This window comes from Streptomyces sp. NBC_00726 (assembly GCF_045161735.1).
Classification (GTDB): Bacteria; Actinomycetota; Actinomycetes; order Streptomycetales; family Streptomycetaceae; genus Streptomyces.
Genome location: NZ_CP108983.1, coordinates 1,270,601 through 1,287,739, shown reverse-complemented (window position 1 = coordinate 1,287,739; position 17,139 = coordinate 1,270,601). Strand labels below are relative to the sequence as shown.

At 69.4% G+C, this 17,139-nt stretch carries 13 protein-coding genes and 1 tRNA gene; 4 read left to right on the top strand and 10 right to left on the bottom strand.

Annotated features, from left to right (window positions below; translation table 11 throughout):
• Positions 1-200 precede the first annotated feature (200 nt).
• Both OG338_RS05765 and pyk read left to right on the top strand, forming a co-directional pair.
• Complete coding sequence (locus tag OG338_RS05765; protein WP_405936280.1) at positions 201-905, top strand: SIMPL domain-containing protein; 705 nt, start codon at positions 201-203, stop codon at positions 903-905.
• Positions 906-1,051: 146 nt separating this feature from the next.
• On the top strand, positions 1,052-2,485 hold the full coding sequence (gene pyk / locus OG338_RS05760) for a pyruvate kinase (protein WP_405936279.1): 1,434 nt from the start codon (positions 1,052-1,054) through the stop codon (positions 2,483-2,485).
• Between the two features lie 9 nt (positions 2,486-2,494).
• Here pyk and OG338_RS05755 read toward each other — a convergent pair whose 3' ends face one another.
• Complete coding sequence (locus tag OG338_RS05755) at positions 2,495-3,280, bottom strand: helix-turn-helix domain-containing protein (protein WP_405936278.1); 786 nt, start codon at positions 3,278-3,280, stop codon at positions 2,495-2,497.
• Positions 3,281-3,365: 85 nt separating this feature from the next.
• A tRNA-Leu gene (locus OG338_RS05750) sits at positions 3,366-3,449 on the bottom strand.
• Positions 3,450-3,544: 95 nt separating this feature from the next.
• On the opposite strand from OG338_RS05750, the gene OG338_RS05745 reads away from it, so the two are divergent.
• Positions 3,545-4,195, top strand: a complete 651-nt coding sequence (locus OG338_RS05745) for an ANTAR domain-containing response regulator (protein WP_018104545.1) — start codon at positions 3,545-3,547, stop codon at positions 4,193-4,195.
• A 64-nt stretch (positions 4,196-4,259) separates the two neighbouring features.
• Here OG338_RS05745 and OG338_RS05740 read toward each other — a convergent pair whose 3' ends face one another.
• From OG338_RS05740 to OG338_RS05710, 7 genes are all read right to left on the bottom strand, one after another.
• Positions 4,260-4,976: an ABC transporter ATP-binding protein gene (locus OG338_RS05740; protein WP_405936277.1), complete on the bottom strand. Its 717-nt coding sequence runs from the start codon at positions 4,974-4,976 to the stop codon at positions 4,260-4,262.
• Entirely contained in the window at positions 4,973-5,872 is a 900-nt protein-coding gene (locus OG338_RS05735; RefSeq protein ID WP_405936276.1) for an ABC transporter ATP-binding protein, read from the bottom strand. The genes OG338_RS05740 and OG338_RS05735 overlap by 4 nt, the downstream gene beginning before the upstream one ends.
• A gap of 4 nt (positions 5,873-5,876) precedes the next feature.
• A complete protein-coding gene (locus tag OG338_RS05730; RefSeq protein WP_405936275.1) occupies positions 5,877-7,655 on the bottom strand; it encodes a branched-chain amino acid ABC transporter permease in 1,779 nt (592 codons plus the stop codon).
• A gap of 5 nt (positions 7,656-7,660) precedes the next feature.
• Positions 7,661-8,590, bottom strand: coding sequence for a branched-chain amino acid ABC transporter permease (locus tag OG338_RS05725; RefSeq protein ID WP_405936274.1), 930 nt, complete (start codon positions 8,588-8,590; stop codon positions 7,661-7,663).
• 103 nt (positions 8,591-8,693) lie between these two features.
• Entirely contained in the window at positions 8,694-9,911 is a 1,218-nt protein-coding gene (locus tag OG338_RS05720) for a branched-chain amino acid ABC transporter substrate-binding protein (protein ID WP_405940328.1), read from the bottom strand.
• Between the two features lie 647 nt (positions 9,912-10,558).
• The gene (locus OG338_RS05715) at positions 10,559-11,029 is read right to left on the bottom strand and encodes a PaaI family thioesterase (RefSeq protein WP_405940327.1); all 471 of its coding nucleotides are present in this window, start codon (positions 11,027-11,029) and stop codon (positions 10,559-10,561) included.
• A 66-nt stretch (positions 11,030-11,095) separates the two neighbouring features.
• On the bottom strand, positions 11,096-13,369 hold the full coding sequence (locus OG338_RS05710; protein ID WP_405936273.1) for an FdhF/YdeP family oxidoreductase: 2,274 nt from the start codon (positions 13,367-13,369) through the stop codon (positions 11,096-11,098).
• Between the two features lie 167 nt (positions 13,370-13,536).
• Between OG338_RS05710 and polA the strand changes: the two genes are divergently transcribed.
• Entirely contained in the window at positions 13,537-16,248 is a 2,712-nt protein-coding gene (polA, locus tag OG338_RS05705; protein WP_405936272.1) for a DNA polymerase I, read from the top strand.
• Here polA and OG338_RS05700 read toward each other — a convergent pair.
• The gene (locus OG338_RS05700; protein ID WP_405936271.1) at positions 16,234-17,109 is read right to left on the bottom strand and encodes a DUF4184 family protein; all 876 of its coding nucleotides are present in this window, start codon (positions 17,107-17,109) and stop codon (positions 16,234-16,236) included. The two genes, polA and OG338_RS05700, sit on opposite strands and share 15 nt — an antisense overlap.
• Positions 17,110-17,139 lie beyond the last annotated feature (30 nt).

Here is a 17,139-nt window from a genome sequence, read left to right as displayed (position 1 = left end):
AAGTTCTGTCGTACGCCGTCCAGCGACGCGCGTAGATAATCACCCGCGCACCACCTCCGGCAACACCCCCGACAGGTTTCCGTTCCATGACCACCCATCGACCACCACGCATCGACCACCACGCGTCGACAGGACACCGTCCGACGGCGAACACCCGGCCACCGGCCCCCACTGTCACACCCGGATGCCACAGTGGACCCATGACCGAGCCCACGCAGCCCTTCGGCACCCCGGACCAGCCCCGCCTCGCCGTCCGGGGCGAAGCCCGCCTGGAAGTCGACCCCGAGATCGCCCGCCTCTCCATCACCGTCACCGCCCGCGGCAAGGACCGCCGCGCCGCCCTCGAAGACCTCACCCGGCGCAACGCCACCGTCCTCGAACTCGCCCGCACCTACGGAGACGCCGTCGAGAAGATCGAAACCGGCGCGCTCTCCATCCACCCCGAACTCGTCCAGCGCGGCCGCGACGAGAAGATCCGCGCCTACCACGGACGCGTCTACATCACCGCCGTCCTCAATGACTTCACCGCACTCGGCGAATTCGTCACCCGCGCCGGCAATTTGGACATGACGCACGTCAACGGACCCTGGTGGGCCCTGCGCCCCACCTCGCCCGCGCACGGCGAGGCCCGCCGCCAGGCCGTCCGCGAAGCCGTACAGCGCGCCCGCGAGTACGCCGGGGCGCTCGGCGCGGAGCTCGCCGCCCTGGTCGAACTCGCCGACATAGGCGCGGAGAACGCCGCCCCGGTCGCGTACGCACGCCGGGGCGGCTACGGCGGCGCGATGCCGGCCGCCCCCGGCGGAGCCGCCGCCCCGCCGCCGCCCGCCGTCGACCTCGAACCGCAGCAGCAGACCGTGTACGCGCAGGTGAACGCCCGCTTCACGATGACCCCGCCGAAACTCTGAATCGCCGCCCACGAGGACACCGGCGCGTGCTCATCCGAGCACGCCGCCGCACAATTCAACACTTGTCAATAACCCTTCATGCAAAGGTGGTTGGACAGTCATACGGAGCCAATTACCTACCCATAGGTAAGGTCTAGGCTCGAACCATGCGCCGAGCCAAAATCGTTTGCACCCTGGGACCCGCAACCGACTCATACGACCAGATCAAGGCCCTGGTAGAGGCGGGAATGGACATCGCCCGCCTCAACCTCAGCCACGGCAGCTACGCCGAACACGAGGAGCGGTATCACCGCGTGCGCAAAGCGTCCGACGAGGCGCACCGCAGCGTGGGTGTCCTCGCCGACCTTCAAGGCCCGAAGATCCGCCTCGGACGCTTCCGTGAGGGACCCGTACTCCTTGAACGCGGCGACGACTTCACCATCACCGTCGAGCCGATGGAGGGCGACCGCAACGGCTGCGGTACGACGTACGACGGCCTCGCCGCCGACGTCACCCCTGGTGAGCGCATCCTGATCGACGACGGCCGCGTCACCCTGGAGGTCATCGAGGTCGACGGCCCCCGCGTCCGCACCACCGTGGTCGAGGGCGGCATGGTCTCCGACCACAAGGGGCTCAACCTCCCCGGGGTCGCCGTCTCCGTCCCCGCGCTGTCCGAGAAGGACATCGAGGACCTGCGCTGGGCCATCCGCACGGGTGCCGACATCATCGCCCTGTCCTTCGTCCGCAGCGGCCGCGACATCGAGGACGTCCACCGCGTCATGGACGAGGAGGGCCGCCGCCTCCCGGTCATCGCCAAGGTCGAGAAGCCGCAGGCCGTCGAGAACATCGAGGACATCGTCGCCGCGTTCGACGGCATCATGGTCGCCCGCGGCGACCTGGGCGTCGAAATGCCGCTGGAGCAGGTGCCGATCGTCCAGAAGCGCGCGATCAAGCTCGCCAAGCGCAACGCGAAGCCGGTCATCGTGGCGACGCAGATGCTCGACTCGATGATCGACAACTCCCGGCCCACCCGCGCCGAGGCGTCCGACGTCGCGAACGCCGTCATCGACGGCACGGACGCGGTGATGCTCTCCGGCGAGACGAGCGTCGGCACGTACGCGATCGAGACGGTCCGCACGATGGCCCGCATCGTGGAGGCGGCCGAGGAGGACATCCTCGCGAAGGGGCTCCCGCCGCTGACGGAACGCAACAAGCCCCGCACCCAGGGCGGCGCGGTGGCCCGCGCGGCGGCGGAGATGGGCGACTTCCTCGGCGCGAAGTTCCTGGTGGCCTTCACCCAGAGCGGCGACACGGTGAAGCGGTTGTCGCGTTACCGCTCGCCCATCCCGCTCCTGGCCTTCACCCCGGACCCGGCCACGCGCTCCCAGCTCAACCTGACCTGGGGCGTCGAAACGTTCCTGGGCCCGCACGTGGACTCCACGGACGCGATGGTCGCTCAGGTGGACGAGGAACTCCTGAAGATCGGCCGCTGCCGAAAGGGCGACATCGTGGTCATCACGGCCGGCTCCCCGCCGGGCGTCGCGGGCTCCACGAACCTGGTGCGCGTGCACCACATCGGCGAGGACGACAGCCCGAAGTAGCGGGACGGCTCAGTATTTCGGCCCGACGTGAGCGTCCATGAGAGCGACGGATGCCCGTCGGGCGACGGAGATGTTGTACTCCTTGCCCGCGCGCGTGCAGTGCGTCCACTGGACGCCGAGCTTGTCGAGGGTGCCGGTGTAGAGCTGCCGGATGTCGTCGGAGACGTTGGTGAACCAGTACCGGGGGTACTCGTACCGCTTCTTCACGCCCCCGACCACCCTGGTCGTCCAGTTCATGGTCCGACAGCCGTCGGAGTGGATGAGCCCGCGGATGAAGTCCCAGGGGTGGGCGTCGACGATCTCCTGCTGCCAGGGTTCGAGGGCGATGCGGCGGGTGTGCTTCATGCCGGGGCCGTGCTGAGGAAAAAGGCACCACAGGTGTTTCGAGTAGACCTTCACTTCGCGGCACCCCTCTCTGCGTACTCGGCACACCGAGTTCTCGGAGAGAACGGCGCGCATCGCGTTCTCGCACTCGGCCATGAGACCTGGCCAGGATTCGGCGCAGAAGACGGACAGACTGGGCGTTTTCATGGCCTTGTTCTGAATGATGTGCCCGTCGCCCAAGTACAGACCGAGAAGGTAGGAGTAGGCGGCCTGATCGAGCCCACCATCACATCGAGGGCAGAGGTGGTAGCGGGTCCTTGTCGGCTCGCCGCGCTTGGCTCGGTCCATATGTTTCCAGTAGCTGATCGTGCCGGCGGGCACGTTCAGCTTCCGCGCGACATCCGCGTTGCGTGCGCCGCCTCGCAGAAGGGTGAGGGCCTTCTGTCGTAATTCCGTACCGTGGAAGTTCATGGGAATACGATGAGCAATCTGGGCTTGCCACGCGCAGAAAAAAGCGGATGTTCACGAGAACGTGAACATCCGCTTTCCGGAAATGTGCCGGGTATGGGATTCGAACCCACACGTCCTTTCGGACAGAGGTGTTTGAGACCTCCGCGTCAACCAGTTGCGCCAACCCGGCTTGGTAACCCGGGCAGCAGTGTACCTGGTAACAGAAGCAGAGAGCAGGTAGGTAGGCTGCTTCGCAGCAGTCCCTGCCCTGGACCAAGGAGCCCCGTGACCACCCCCGAGTCGCCCCAGCCCGTCGCCGATGACGACAAGTCGCACGTTCCGCCGCTGACGACCCGTGTCGTCATCGCCGAGGACGAGGCGCTCATCCGCCTCGATCTCAAGGAGATGCTCGAAGAGGAGGGGTACTCCGTCGTCGGGGAGGCCGGGGACGGGCAGCAGGCCGTGGAGCTGGCGCGGGAGCACAAGCCCGATCTGGTCATCCTCGATGTGAAGATGCCGGTCCTCGACGGGATCTCCGCCGCCGAGAAGATCGCCGAGGAGTCCATCGCGCCGGTGCTCATGCTCACCGCGTTCTCGCAGCGCGACCTCGTGGAGCGGGCCCGGGACGCCGGGGCGATGGCGTACCTCGTGAAGCCGTTCAGCAAGAGCGACGTCGTTCCGGCGATCGAGATGGCCGTCTCGCGGTTCTCCGAGCTGAAGGCTCTGGAGAACGAGGTCGCCGACCTCGCCCAGCGGCTGGAGACGCGGAAGCTGGTGGACCGGGCGAAGAGCATCCTCCAGACGGACTACGGGCTCTCCGAGCCGGAGGCGTTCCGGTGGATCCAGAAGACGTCCATGGACCGCCGGCTGTCGATGCAGCAGCTCGCCGAGGCCCTGATCGAGGACGCCGAGGAGAAGAAGAAGGCCGCCGAATAGGCCCCGTAGAACAGGAGAAAGGCCCGCGCCACGTGGCGCGGGCCTTTCTCGTACGCGTAGGCGCTCAGTCCTCGCCCAGGTACGCCTTGCGGACGGACTCGTCGTGGAGGAGGTCCGCGCCGGTGCCCGAGAGGACGATCTTGCCGATCTCCATGACGTGGCCCTGGTCCGCCAGCGACAGCGCGGCCTGGGCGTTCTGCTCGACCAGGAGGATCGTCGTGCCGGAGGCACGGAGTTCCACGATGGTCTCCATGATCTTCTGCATCATGATCGGCGAGAGCCCCATGGAGGGCTCGTCCAGCATGAGCAGCTTGGGCTGGGACATCATCGCCCTGCCCATGGCGAGCATCTGCTGCTCGCCGCCGGAGAGCGTCCCGGCGGCCTGCTTCCGGCGTTCCCCGAGGATGGGGAAGAGGTCGTAGGCGCGCTGGACGTCCTTCTCGATGCCCGCCTTGTCGCTGCGCAGGTACGCACCGAGCAGCAGGTTCTCCGCGATCGTCAGCCGGGGGAAGATGTGCCGGCCTTCGGGGGAGTGGGCGAGGCCCAGCGAGACGATCTTGTGCGCGGGGATGTTGTTGAGCGGCCGGCCCTCGAAGAGGATGCGGCCGCTGAGCGGTTTGAGCAGCCCGGAGAGGGTGCGCAGGGTGGTGGTCTTGCCGGCGCCGTTGGTGCCGATGAGGGTGACCACCTGGCCGGTCTCGACGGTGAACGAGATGCCCTTGACGGCTTCGATCTTGCCGTAGGCGACGCGGAGGTCCTCGACCTCCAGCAGTGCGGTCATCGGTCGTCCTCCTCTTCCGTGCTGGTGCTGGTGCTGGTGTTCGTGTCCGGGTGGGCCTCGGCCTCGGCCTTCTCGACCTCGGCGACCTCCTCCGCGCCGGGGGCGCCCTCGAAGGGGGTGCCGAGGTAGGCGGCGATGACGCGTTCGTCGCTCTGGACCTCGGACGCGGTGCCCTCGACCAGCTTCTCGCCCTGGACGAGGCAGGCGACGCGGTCGCAGAGGTTGAAGATGAAGCGCATGTCGTGCTCGATGACGAGGACGGCGATGCCCTGGTCCCGGATCGCGAAGATGAGCTCTTCGGTGACGCGGGTCTCCTGCGGGTTCATGCCGGCGGTGGGCTCGTCCAGGAGGAGGAGTCCGGGGTCGCTGGCGAGCGCGCGGGCGATCTCCAGCTTGCGCTGGTCTCCGTAGGGGAGGTTGCGCGCGAGGTGGTCGGCCTTGTCCTGGAGGCCGATGAACTCCAGGAGTTCCATGGCGCGTTCGCGGCTGGACTTCTCCGCGGCCCGGTAGCCGGGCAGGTGCAGCAGCGCCGACCAGAGCCCTTCCTTGGTCCTGGTGTGGCGTCCGACGAGGACGTTCTCCAGGACGGTCATGTTGGCGAAGAGCCGGATGTTCTGGAAGGTGCGGGCGATGCCGGCCATGGTGACGAGGTGGGGCTTGGGCGGCAGGACGGTGCCCTTGTAGCTGACCTTGCCCTCGGTGGGGACGTACAGGCCGGTGAGGCAGTTGAAGAAGGTGGTCTTGCCGGCGCCGTTGGGGCCGATGAGCCCGACGATCTCGCCGCTGTTGACCTGGAGGTCGACGCCTCGGACGGCGGTGAGGCCGCCGAACCGCATGGTGACTCCGCCGGCGTCCAGGACGGTCGTCCCGGTGGCGGTCTCGGTGGTGGTGGTCATGGTGTTACGCCCCCGCCTTGGCGATGCCGGCGTCCGTTTCGTCGGACTTCCGGGGTGTGGGCACGTCGAGCTGGTCGGTCTCGTGGAATTCGAGCTGCTTCCTGCGGTCGGCGATCAGGCCCTCGGGCCGGAAGCGCATCAGGAGGACGAGCGCGATGCCGAAGAGGAAGAGCTGGTAGTCCTGCATGAACTGGAGCTTGGCCGGGATGAGGTAGAGCAGCGCGGCGCCGACGAAGGGTCCGCTGAGGGTCCCCATGCCGCCGAGGATGACGGCGGCGAGCAGGAACGCGGAGTTCGGCGGCACGGAGCCGGCGAACTGGTACTGCTCGGGCGTCACGGTGTAGTTGACGTGTGCCTGTACGGTGCCGGCGAGGCCGGCCAGCGTGGCGCCGAGGGCGAAGGCGAGCAGCTTGAGCCGGAAGGCGTTGATGCCCATGGCGGTGGCGGCGGTCTCGTCCTCGCGGATGGCGACCCAGGCGCGGCCGATGCGGGAGTCGCCGGAGCGGCGGAAGACGAGGACGACGACGGCGGTGACGACGAGCATCAGCAGGTAGTAGTTGGCCGGTCTGCTGAGGGTGAAGGGTCCGATGTCGTGGCTGAGGGCGAAGTCGATCCCGAAGAGGTTGAGGTCCGGGATGCTGGGGATGCCCTGGGAGCCGTTGGTGAGGTCGGGGCCGCTGTTGCCGTTGAGGTTGTTCACGGTGACGCGGAAGATCTCCCCGAAGCCGAGGGTGACGATGGCGAGGTAGTCGCCGCGCAGCCGCAGGGTCGGGGCTCCGATGAGGACGCCGAAGATCATCGAGACGACCGCTCCGGTGAGGACGGCGGCCCAGAACGGGAACTTGACGCCGATCGCGGAGAGCGGGGCCCCGGAGACCAGGGCGGCGGTGTAGGCGCCGACGCCGAGGAAGGCGACGTAGCCGAGGTCGAGGAGGCCGGCGAGGCCGACGACGACGTTGAGGCCCAGGGCGACGGTGGCGAAGATGAGGATGTTGACGCCGATGAGGGCGTATTCCGCGGTGTCCTGGGTGAAGGGGAAGCAGAGCGCGGCGACCAGGGCGGCCGCGAGGGTGACGTTGCGGTGCTTGGCGGTCAGCGCGGTGAGCCGGGCGATGAGTCCGGCGCGGGTGAGTGCGGTGAAGGCGAAGGCCGCGGTGATGAGGAAGCCGATGAACTGTTCGGAGTCCTCGGTGGGGATGTCGATCCCGTAGGTGAAGACGTAGAGCGCGAGGCCGAAGGCGACCGCGATGATGATGATCTCGGCCCAGGCCGGGAGGGTCTTGGCGCGGGGGGCCGAGGGGGCGCTGAGGCTGTGGCGGAAGCGCTGCCAGGCGTTCTGCGCGGGTCCTTCGGTGTCGAGCGGGACGTCGTAGGGGAGGGCGAGGGAGGCGATGACGGCGATGAGTGCGCCGATGCCGCTGACCCAGGCGCCCGGTTCGAGGTTGACGACGCCGCCGAGCTCGTAGGAGATGGCGCCCATGGTGTAGCCGGTGGTGCCGAGGGTGGCGAGGGCCAGGAGGCGGACGGGGCTGTTGGTGCCGGCGGGGGAGAGCCAGCGCAGTCCGGGGATGCCGTAGCCGGTGAGGGCGAAGAGCAGGGTGAGGATCGCGCCGGTGAGGGTGAGGACCTGGAGGCCGCCGGGGTAGCCGGTGACGGTGAGGTCGCCGGGGAATTCGGAGGTCCAGGTCCAGGGGAGGAGTGTGCCGGCGAGGGCGGCCGCGGCGCCGGCGAGGGTGGCGATGCGGGCGGCCGGGGCGGGGAGGCGGAGCAGTGCGGTGGTCATCGGTATCACGCCCTGTCCGCGACGCGTTCGCCGAGCAGGCCCTGGGGCCGCAGCAGCAGGACGACGATGAGGAGGACGAAGGCCCATACGTCCTTCCAGGCGCCGCCGCCGAAGAGGTCCATGCCGGGGACGTTGCTCATGTAGCCGGTGGCGAGGGATTCGGCGACACCGAGGACGACGCCGCCGAGCATGGCGCCGTAGATGTTGCCGATGCCGCCGAGCACGGCGGCGGTGAACGCCTTGAGGCCCATGAGGAAGCCCATCTTGAAGCCGATCTGGCCGTTCTTGAGCCCGTAGGCGACGGCGGCGACGGCGGCGAACGCGGCACCGATGGCGAAAGCCATGACGATGATGCGGTCGGTGTTGATGCCCATGAGCTTGGCGGTGTCGGGGTCCTGCGAGGTGGCCTGCATGCCGCGGCCGGCCCGGGTCTTGGAGACGAAGAGTCCGAGGGCGATCATGCAGACGGGGGCGGCGATGAGGACGAAGAGGTCACCGCGCTGGACGTGGGCGCCGAGGATGTCGAACGCGCCGCCCTTGAACTGGGGGAAGGGGCGGTCCTTGGTGGCGTCAGGGTACCACTTCCAGATGGCCTGCTGGAGGGCGAGGGAGAGTCCGATCGCGGTGATCAGCGGGGCGAGCCGGGGGGCGTTGCGCAGGGGCCGGTAGGCGAAGCGTTCGGCGGCGGCGCTGATGGCGACGGAGCATATGACGCCGCCGATGATCATGAGGGGGACGATGGCGAGGAGGTTGGAGCCGGCCGGCATCCAGAGGTACACGGTGAGAGCTCCGAAGCCTCCGATCATGAAGATCTCGCCGTGGGCGAAGTTGATGAGCTGGATGATTCCGTAGACCATCGTGTAGCCGATCGCGATGAGTCCGTACATCGCGCCGAGGATGAGTCCATTGGCCAGCTGTTGCGGCAGTTCGTGCACCGCAGGGCCTCCGTGGAGTGGTTCGGATATGGCGCCGCGCGGGAGTGCTCGTAGCGCTCCCGCGCGGCCTGGTGTGCGTGTCGGTGGGTGTTCGGGGGGCCGGTTACGGCTTGTAGACCTCGCTGATCTTGGAGATCCACTTGCCGCCGTCGACCTGGTAGGCGGTCATCATGGTGTTGGTGGTGTCGCCGTACTCGTCGAAGGAGACCGGACCGGTGACGCCGTCGAACTGGACCTTGCTCATGGCGTCGAGGACCTTGGCGCGGGCGTCGTCGGGGAGTTTGCCGTCGTTCTCGGCGACGACGAGCTTGACGGCCTCGATGATGGACCAGGTGGCGTCGTAGGTGCCGCCCCCGTAAGCCTCGTAGGCGTCCTTGTAGCCGGCGGTCTTGTAGTCCGCGATGAACTTCTTGGCGGAGGCGAGCTCCTCGACGGGCTTGCCGACGGAGGTCGCGATGTCGCCCTGGGCCTTCTTGTTGAGCTTGATGAAGTCGGCGCTGTACATGCCGTCGCCGCCCATGAGGGGGATCTGGACGCGGGCCTTGAGCTGCTGGCTCAGGGGAGCGCCGGCGGGGTACTCACCGCCGTAGTAGACGGCCTTGGCACCGGAGCTCTTGACCTTGGTGACGACGGCGTTGAAGTCGCGGTCCTCGGGGTTGACGTGGTCGGAACCCACGATCTTGCCGCCGAGTTCGGTGTAGGTGGCCTTGAAGGAGGCCGCGAGACCGACGCCGTAGGGCTTCTGGTCGTCGATGAGGTAGACCTTCTTGATCTTCGCGTTGTTGTACAGGTACTTCGCGGCGAAGGCGCCCTGGATCTGGTCCGTGGTGGCGGTGCGGAAGTAGGTCTTGAAGGGGCGCTTCTTGTCGCCGGTCTTCCAGTTGTTGCCCTGGGTCAGCTCGGTGCCGGTGTTGGCGGGAGAGACCTGGGTGAGGCCGGCGTCGTTGAGCGGCTTCTGCATCGACTGGGCGACGCCGGAGTTCAGCGGGCCGACGACACCGAGGACCTTCTTGTTGTCGATGAACTTCGTGGCGTTCTGCTGGCCGACGGAGGGCTGGGCCTGGTCGTCGAGCGGCTGGATCTCGAAGGTGATGCCCGGGACGGTCTTCTCCTTGTTCGCCGTTTTGGCGGCGAGGTCGGCGGAGTTCTTGATGCCGAGGCCGAGGGCGGAGAGGTCGCCGGTGAGGGGTGCGTCGAGGCCGATGACGACGGTCTGGTTGCCGCTGCCGCTGTTGCCGTCGCTCTTGTTGTCGTCGTCGCGCGACCCGCAGGCGGTGAGTGTCAGTGCACCGGTGGTGAGCACTGTGGTGAGGATGAGCAAAGAACGGTGTCGCACGAAAGGTCCTTTCCCTGGCGCGGCCTCCTCGCTTGAGGTGCCGTGTCGTTCGCCGGGCCGTACTGGTTGGTACAGGGCCGTGCTTGCAGACGCGCCCGGCGGCGCGGTGACTGGCCGTGACTCTAAGGGCAGTGGTGGGGGTCGGGAGGGGTGCCGGCCAAGGATGTGACTGTCTTGTTATGCCCTTGAGCAAGGCTTGAGGTGGCTGGGCGGACATGTACGGCTTTTTACCGGACCGTGAAGTGACCGCAATGTGAGAACGCGCAGCTCTGCTAAGGGGCTTGAGCCGATCTTGCTGCTGTCGCCCGGCGGGGGCCCGGTGCGGGGGCGTACGGGCATGCCGGAGGGCCCGGCGGCTGCGGGGCCGGGCTGATCGCGTCGTGGCGGGGCGCGCCACCTCGGGTGTTGGTTACGCTGTGTTACGAAGGTGGGGGTGCGGCGACGGGGTGTGGTGGTGGGGGTGGGTGAGGTGTGGGTAGCTGAGTGGGCCATGGAACGGGGTTCCTGGTCAAGGGGGTTGACGTCGCGCGCCGCTCAATTTCCTTGATCATGGCGGTGGTTGTGCCCGGATATGCCGCTGCCCGGCCGTTTTGGGCGACGGCCGGGCAGCGGTGGTGGCGGGTGGCGCGGGGTCAGGCGGCTTCGGGGGCCGGGGCCTCGCGCAGCAGGCAGGTCAGGCGCGCGGTGCAGACCCGCTTGCCCTGCTCGTCGGTGATGGCGATCTCGTACGTGGCGGTGGTGCGCCCCCGGTGTACGGGGGTGGCGGTGCCGGTGACGAGGCCGCTTCGTACCCCTCGGTGATGGGTGCAGTTCAGGTCGACGCCCACGGCGAACTTGGCGGGCCCGCCGTGCAGCATCGACCCGACGGAGCCCAGGGTCTCGGCGAGGACGGCGGAGGCGCCGCCGTGCAGGAGCCCGTACGGCTGGGTGTTGCCCTCGACCGGCATGGTGCCGACGACGCGCTCGGCGGAGGCTTCGAGGATGCGGACGCCCATGCGTTCGCCGAGGTGGCCGGCGGAGAAGAGGGCGGGCAGGTCGACGCCGAGCGCGGCGTACTCGTCGATGATCTCCTGGGGAAACGTGGGTGCGGTGTGCTCGCCCATGGGTCCGCCTTTCGTCTCGGTGCGGTGCTCGTGTGCATCGTTCATATCAGATGCCTGAGCGACCGCTTAGTGTGCGGGCTCGAAGCGCACCACGACGGACTTGGACGCGGGTGTGTTGCTGGTGTCGGCGGTGGAGTCGAGGGGGACCAGCACATTGGTCTCCGGGTAGTACGCGGCGGCGCAGCCCCGGGCCGTCGGGTAGTGGACGACGCGGAAGCCGGGCGCCCGCCGCTCCACCCCGTCCTGCCACTCGCTGACGAGGTCGGTGTAGGACCCGTCGGCCAGCCCGAGGGCCGCCGCGTCCTCGGGGTGTACGAGGACGACGCGGCGGCCGCCCTTGATGCCCCGGTAGCGGTCGTCCAGGCCGTAGATCGTGGTGTTGTACTGGTCGTGGGAGCGCAGGGTCTGGAGCAGCAGCCGCCCTTCGGGCAGCTCGGGGAACTCGACCGGCGCGGCGGTGAAGTTGGCCTTCCCGGTGGCGGTGGGGAAGCGGCGGGAGTCGCGGGGGCCGTGCGGGAGGGTGAAGCCGCCGGGGTGGGCGATGCGCGCGTTGAAGTTCTCGAAGCCGGGCACGACCCGGGAGATGCGGTCCCGGATCGTCGCGTAGTCCTTCTCGAACTCCTCCCAGGGCGTGCCGGATTCGGGCCCGAGTACGGCGCGCGCGAGACGGGCGACGATGGCGGGTTCGGAGAGCAGATGCGGGCTCGCGGGGGTGAGGTTGCCGCGCGAGGCGTGGACCTTGCTCATGGAGTCCTCGACGGTGACGAACTGCTTGCCGCCCGCCTGGACGTCCTTGTCGGTACGCCCGAGGGTGGGCAGGATCAGCGCGCGGGCGCCGGTGACCGCGTGGGAGCGGTTGAGCTTGGTGGAGACGTGGACGGTGAGGCGCGCGTTGCGCATGGCGGCCTCGGTGACGTCGGTGTCGGGGGTGGCGGCGACGAAGTTCCCGCCCATCGCGAAGAAGACCTTGGCCTCGCCGTCCCGCAGGGCGCGGATCGCGCGGACCACGTCGTAGCCGTGGTGGCGCGGTGAGGTGATCCCGAACTCCTTGTCCAGGGCGTCGAGGAAGGCGGGCGCGGGCCGCTCGAAGATGCCCATGGTGCGGTCGCCCTGCACGTTGGAGTGGCCGCGCACGGGGCAGACCCCGGCGCCGGGGCGGCCGATGTTGCCGCGCAGCAGGAGGAAGTTGACGACCTCGCGGATGGTCGGCACGGAGTGCTTGTGCTGGGTGAGGCCCATGGCCCAGCAGACGACGGTGCGCTCCGATTCCAGGACCATCGAGAGGGCCTGTTCGACGGCGGCGCGGTCGAGCCCGGTCGCGGCGAGTGTCGCGTCCCAGTCGGCTTCGGCCGCCGCGGCGGCGAACTCCTCGTACCCATGGGTGTGTTCGGCGACGAACGCCTGGTCGACGGCGCCCTCGGTCTCCAGGATCAGCTTGTTCAGGAGGCGGAAGAGGGCCTGGTCGCCGCCGATCCGGATCTGGAGGAAGAGGTCGTTCAGCGGGGTGCCCCTGAGCATGCCCTGCGGGGTCTGCGGGTTCTTGAAGCGTTCGAGACCGGCCTCGGGCAGCGGGTTCACCGAGATGATCTTCGCGCCGGCCGCCTTGGCCTGCTCCAGGGCGGACAGCATCCGGGGGTGGTTGGTGCCCGGGTTTTGCCCGGCGATGATGATCAGGTCGGCGTGGTGCAGGTCCTCCAGGGACACCGAGCCCTTGCCGACGCCGATCGTCTCGGTGAGCGCGGAGCCCGAGGACTCGTGGCACATGTTGGAGCAGTCCGGCAGGTTGTTGGTGCCGAACTCGCGGGCGAAGAGCTGAAGCAGGAACGCGGCCTCGTTGCTGGTGCGCCCGGAGGTGTAGAAGACGGCCTCGTCGGGGGAGGCGAGGGCGCCCAGCTCCTCGGCCATGATGTCGAAGGCCCGCTCCCAGGTGATGGCCTCGTAGCGGTCGGCGCCCTCGGGGAGGTAGACGGGCTGGGTGATACGGCCCTGCTGGCCGAGCCAGTAGCCGCTGCGCCCGGCGAGGTCGGAGACGGGGTGCTCGGCGAAGAAGTCCGGGGTGACCCGGCGGAGCGTGGCCTCCTCGGCGACGGCCTTGACGCCGTTCTCGCAGAACTCGGCGGTGTGCCGCTTGTCGCCCTCGGGCCAGGCGCAGCCGGGGCAGTCGAAGCCGTCCTTCTGGTTGACCTTGAGAAGGGTCCGAGCGGTGCGGCGCAGCCCCATCTGCTGCTGGGCGACGCGCAGGCTCTGGGCGACGGCGGGCAGCCCGGCGGCGGAGTGCTGGGCCGGTCCGACCCGGGGGGCGTCCTGGACGGGGTCTCCTGCGGGCGGCTTGCTGGCCATGGTGCTCCCCTTCGAGCCGGCTGCGGGCCCCGGGAGAGGTCTCGCGGGTCCGCCGTGGGTGTTTCCTTCTCTCCCGATCCTGGCACGCGGCCCGGTGCGGGTGCCCGGTGAGGCGTCGCGGGCGGTGGCCGGTCCGGATTGTCAGTGGTCCGTGGCAGGATCGGGGTGTGGCTGAGACGGCATCGAAGAAGACGGCAGACAACCGACCGCGCCTGCTCCTCATGGACGGGCACTCCCTGGCGTACCGGGCGTTCTTTGCGCTGCCCGCGGAGAATTTCACGACGGCGGCGGGCCAGCCGACGAACGCGGTGTACGGCTTCATGTCGATGCTCGCGAACACACTGCGTGACGAGGCGCCGACGCATTTCGCCGTGGCGTTCGACGTGTCCCGCAAGACATGGCGCGCGCAGGAGTTCCCCGAGTACAAGGCGAACCGGTCGAAGACCCCCGACGAGTTCAAGGGCCAGGTCGAGCTGATCGGCGAGCTGCTGGACGCGATGCACGCGGACCGGTTCGCGGTGGACGGCTTCGAGGCGGACGACGTCATCGCGACGCTGGCGACGCAGGCCGAGGCGGCCGGCTTCGAGGTCCTGATCGTCACGGGCGACCGCGATTCCTTCCAGCTGATCACGGACAACGTGACGGTGCTCTACCCCACCAAGGGCGTCTCCGAGCTGACCCGGTTCACCCCGGAGAAGGTCGTGGAGAAGTACGGTCTCACCCCCCGGCAGTATCCGGACTTCGCGGCGCTGCGCGGTGACCCGTCGGACAACCTTCCGAGCATCCCCAAAGTCGGCGAGAAGACCGCCGCGAAGTGGATCAACCAGTTCGGCTCGTTCGACGAGCTGATCGCGCGGGCCGACGAGGTCAAGGGCGTCGCCGGGCAGAATCTCCGCGACCACCTGGACGCGGTGAAGCTGAACCGCGTGCTGACCGAGATGGTCCGCGACGTGGAGCTGCCGAAGACCCCGGAGGGCCTGGAGCGCGCCCCGTACGACCGCACGGCGGTCACCGGCATCCTCGACATCCTGGAGATCCGCAACCCGAGCCTGCGCGAGCGGCTGCTCGCGGTCGACCCGGGCGCGGCGGAGGCCGAGCCGCCCGCGCCCGCCGCCGGCATCGAGCTGGACGGCGCCGTCCTCTCCACCGGCGAGGTGGGGCCCTGGCTGGCCGGGCACGGCGCGCAGCCGCTCGGCGTCATGACGGTCGACACCTGGTCGCTCGGCGTCGGCACGGTCACCGAGATCGCCCTCGCCGCCGCCGACGGCTCCGCCGCCTGGCTGGACCCGGCGCAGCTGGACGAGGCCGACGAGCAGGCGTTCGCCGCCTGGGCCGCGGACCCGGCCCGGCCCAAGGTCATGCACAACGCGAAGAGCGCGATGCGGGTCTTCCCGGAGCATGGCTGGCACCTCGACGGCGTCACCATGGACACCGCGCTCGCCGCGTATCTGGTGAAGCCCGGCCGCCGCTCCTTCGCGCTGGACGCGCTGGCCGTGGAGTACCTGGGCCGCGAGCTGGCCCCGGCCGCCGCGGCCGACGGCCAGCTGGCGTTCGGCGCCGACGACCGGGCGGAGGCCGACGCCCTGATGGCGCAGGCCCGCGCGGTCCTGGATCTCGGTGACGCGTTCACGGAGCGGCTGGAGGAGGTCGGCGCGGCCGAGCTGCTGCACGACATGGAGCTCCCGACGTCCGTCCTGCTCGCCCGCCTGGAGCGGCACGGCATCGCGGCGGACCGGGCCCATCTGGAAGGCATGGAGCAGCAGTTCGCCGGGGCCGTCCAGCAGGCGGTCAAGGAGGCGCACGCGTCGGTGGGCCGGGAGTTCAACCTCGGTTCGCCCAAGCAGCTCCAGGAGATCCTGTTCGGCGAGCTGGGCCTGCCGAAGACCAAGAAGACCAAGACCGGTTACACGACGGACGCGGACGCGCTGGCCTGGCTGGCCGCCCAGACCGAGCACGAGCTGCCGGTCCTCATGCTCCGCCACCGCGAGCAGGCGAAGCTCCGGGTCACGGTCGAGGGCCTGGTCAAGACGATCGCGGCGGACGGCCGCATCCACACCACGTTCAACCAGACGGTGGCCGCGACCGGCCGGCTCTCCTCCACCGACCCGAATCTGCAGAACATCCCCGTCCGCACGGACGAGGGCCGGGCCATCCGCCGCGGCTTCGTCGTAGGCGAGGGCTTCGAGACACTGATGACGGCCGACTACAGCCAGATCGAACTGCGCGTGATGGCCCACCTCTCCGAGGACGCGGGCCTGATCGAGGCGTTCACCTCCGGCGAGGACCTGCACACCACGGTCGCCTCGCAGGTCTTCGGCGTCGAGAAGTCCGCGGTCGACCCGGAGATGCGGCGCAAGATCAAGGCCATGAGCTACGGCCTGGCCTACGGGCTGTCCGCCTTCGGCCTCTCCCAGCAGCTGAACATCGAGGCGGGCGAGGCCCGGGGCCTGATGGACACCTACTTCGAGCGGTTCGGCGGTGTCCGGGACTATCTGCGCCGCGTCGTGGAGGAGGCCCGGGCCACCGGATACACGGAGACGGTCTTCGGCCGCCGCCGCTATCTCCCCGACCTCAACAGCGACAACCGCCAGCGCCGCGAGACCGCCGAGCGGATGGCGCTCAACGCCCCGATCCAGGGCACCGCCGCCGACATCGTCAAGGTCGCCATGCTCCACGTCGACCGGGCGCTGACCGAGGCGGAGCTGAAGTCCCGGATGCTGCTCCAGGTGCACGACGAAATCGTGCTGGAGATCGCCGCGGGCGAGCGCGAACAGGTCGAGCGCATCCTCCGCCACGAGATGTCCGCGGCGGTGCGGCTGCGCGCCCCGCTGGACGTGTCGATCGGCGTCGGCGGCGACTGGGAGTCAGCGGCCCACTGACCCCCGCCGGCCGGGGCCCACGGGAGCCCCGGCCGGCTCCGCCGCCCGCCGTGCCGGGCGCAGCCGCACCGCCGCCGCGTACAGCAGGAGCCCCACCCCGAGACCGGCGCCCGCGCCGAAGCAGGCCGTCGGGATGATGTCCAGCGGCGTGTCGATGCGCCCGTGGTACGCGTACCAGCGGGCGCACCGGTGCGCGGTGCCCAGCACGGCGCACAAGCCGATCGAGACGAGCGCCCAGCCCCGAACCCGCGCGGTCAGCACCGGCACCGAGGCGGGCACCGGCCGCTCCCCGGTCCGCCGCAGCCCCGACACCGTGAACCGGGCGAGCAGCAGCAGCGCCGGGGCCGATGTGCCGTACTGGACGAGCGTGAAGACGGGATACCCGGCCACGCTGCCGTCGAGCCCGGGCACCAGCCGTACACCCCACCGGCCGTGATGCGTGAAGGCGTCCCACACGACATGGGTGGCGGACCCGATCACCGCCGACACCGCGAACCACAGGGCGTCCCGCGCCCCGAGTCCCCACCGCCCGGGGCCCGTCGGCGCGCCGCCGCCCGACAGCCAGGCGTGCACACGCCCCCGCCACCGCTGGGGCAGCAGCGCCACCAGCGGGTCGCGCAGCAGCAGCCACAGGCCGAGCGCCAGCGCGGTGATGAGGACATCCACGGTGACGACGCCCCACACCGCGTGGGTGACCTCGCCGAACTCCATCGCGCCCGGAATCACCGAGTCCGCGAAGTACGTCAGGTCGGGGGCGAACGACCCGGCGACCAGGGCCGAGGCGAGCAGCGGACCGCGGCCCGTGCCGTCGCGCCGGATGCCCGGGAGCACGGCGGCGGCATGGCTGAGGGTGAAGGGCATGGGGGCAGTATGCGTGGCCCGGTGGGGCAG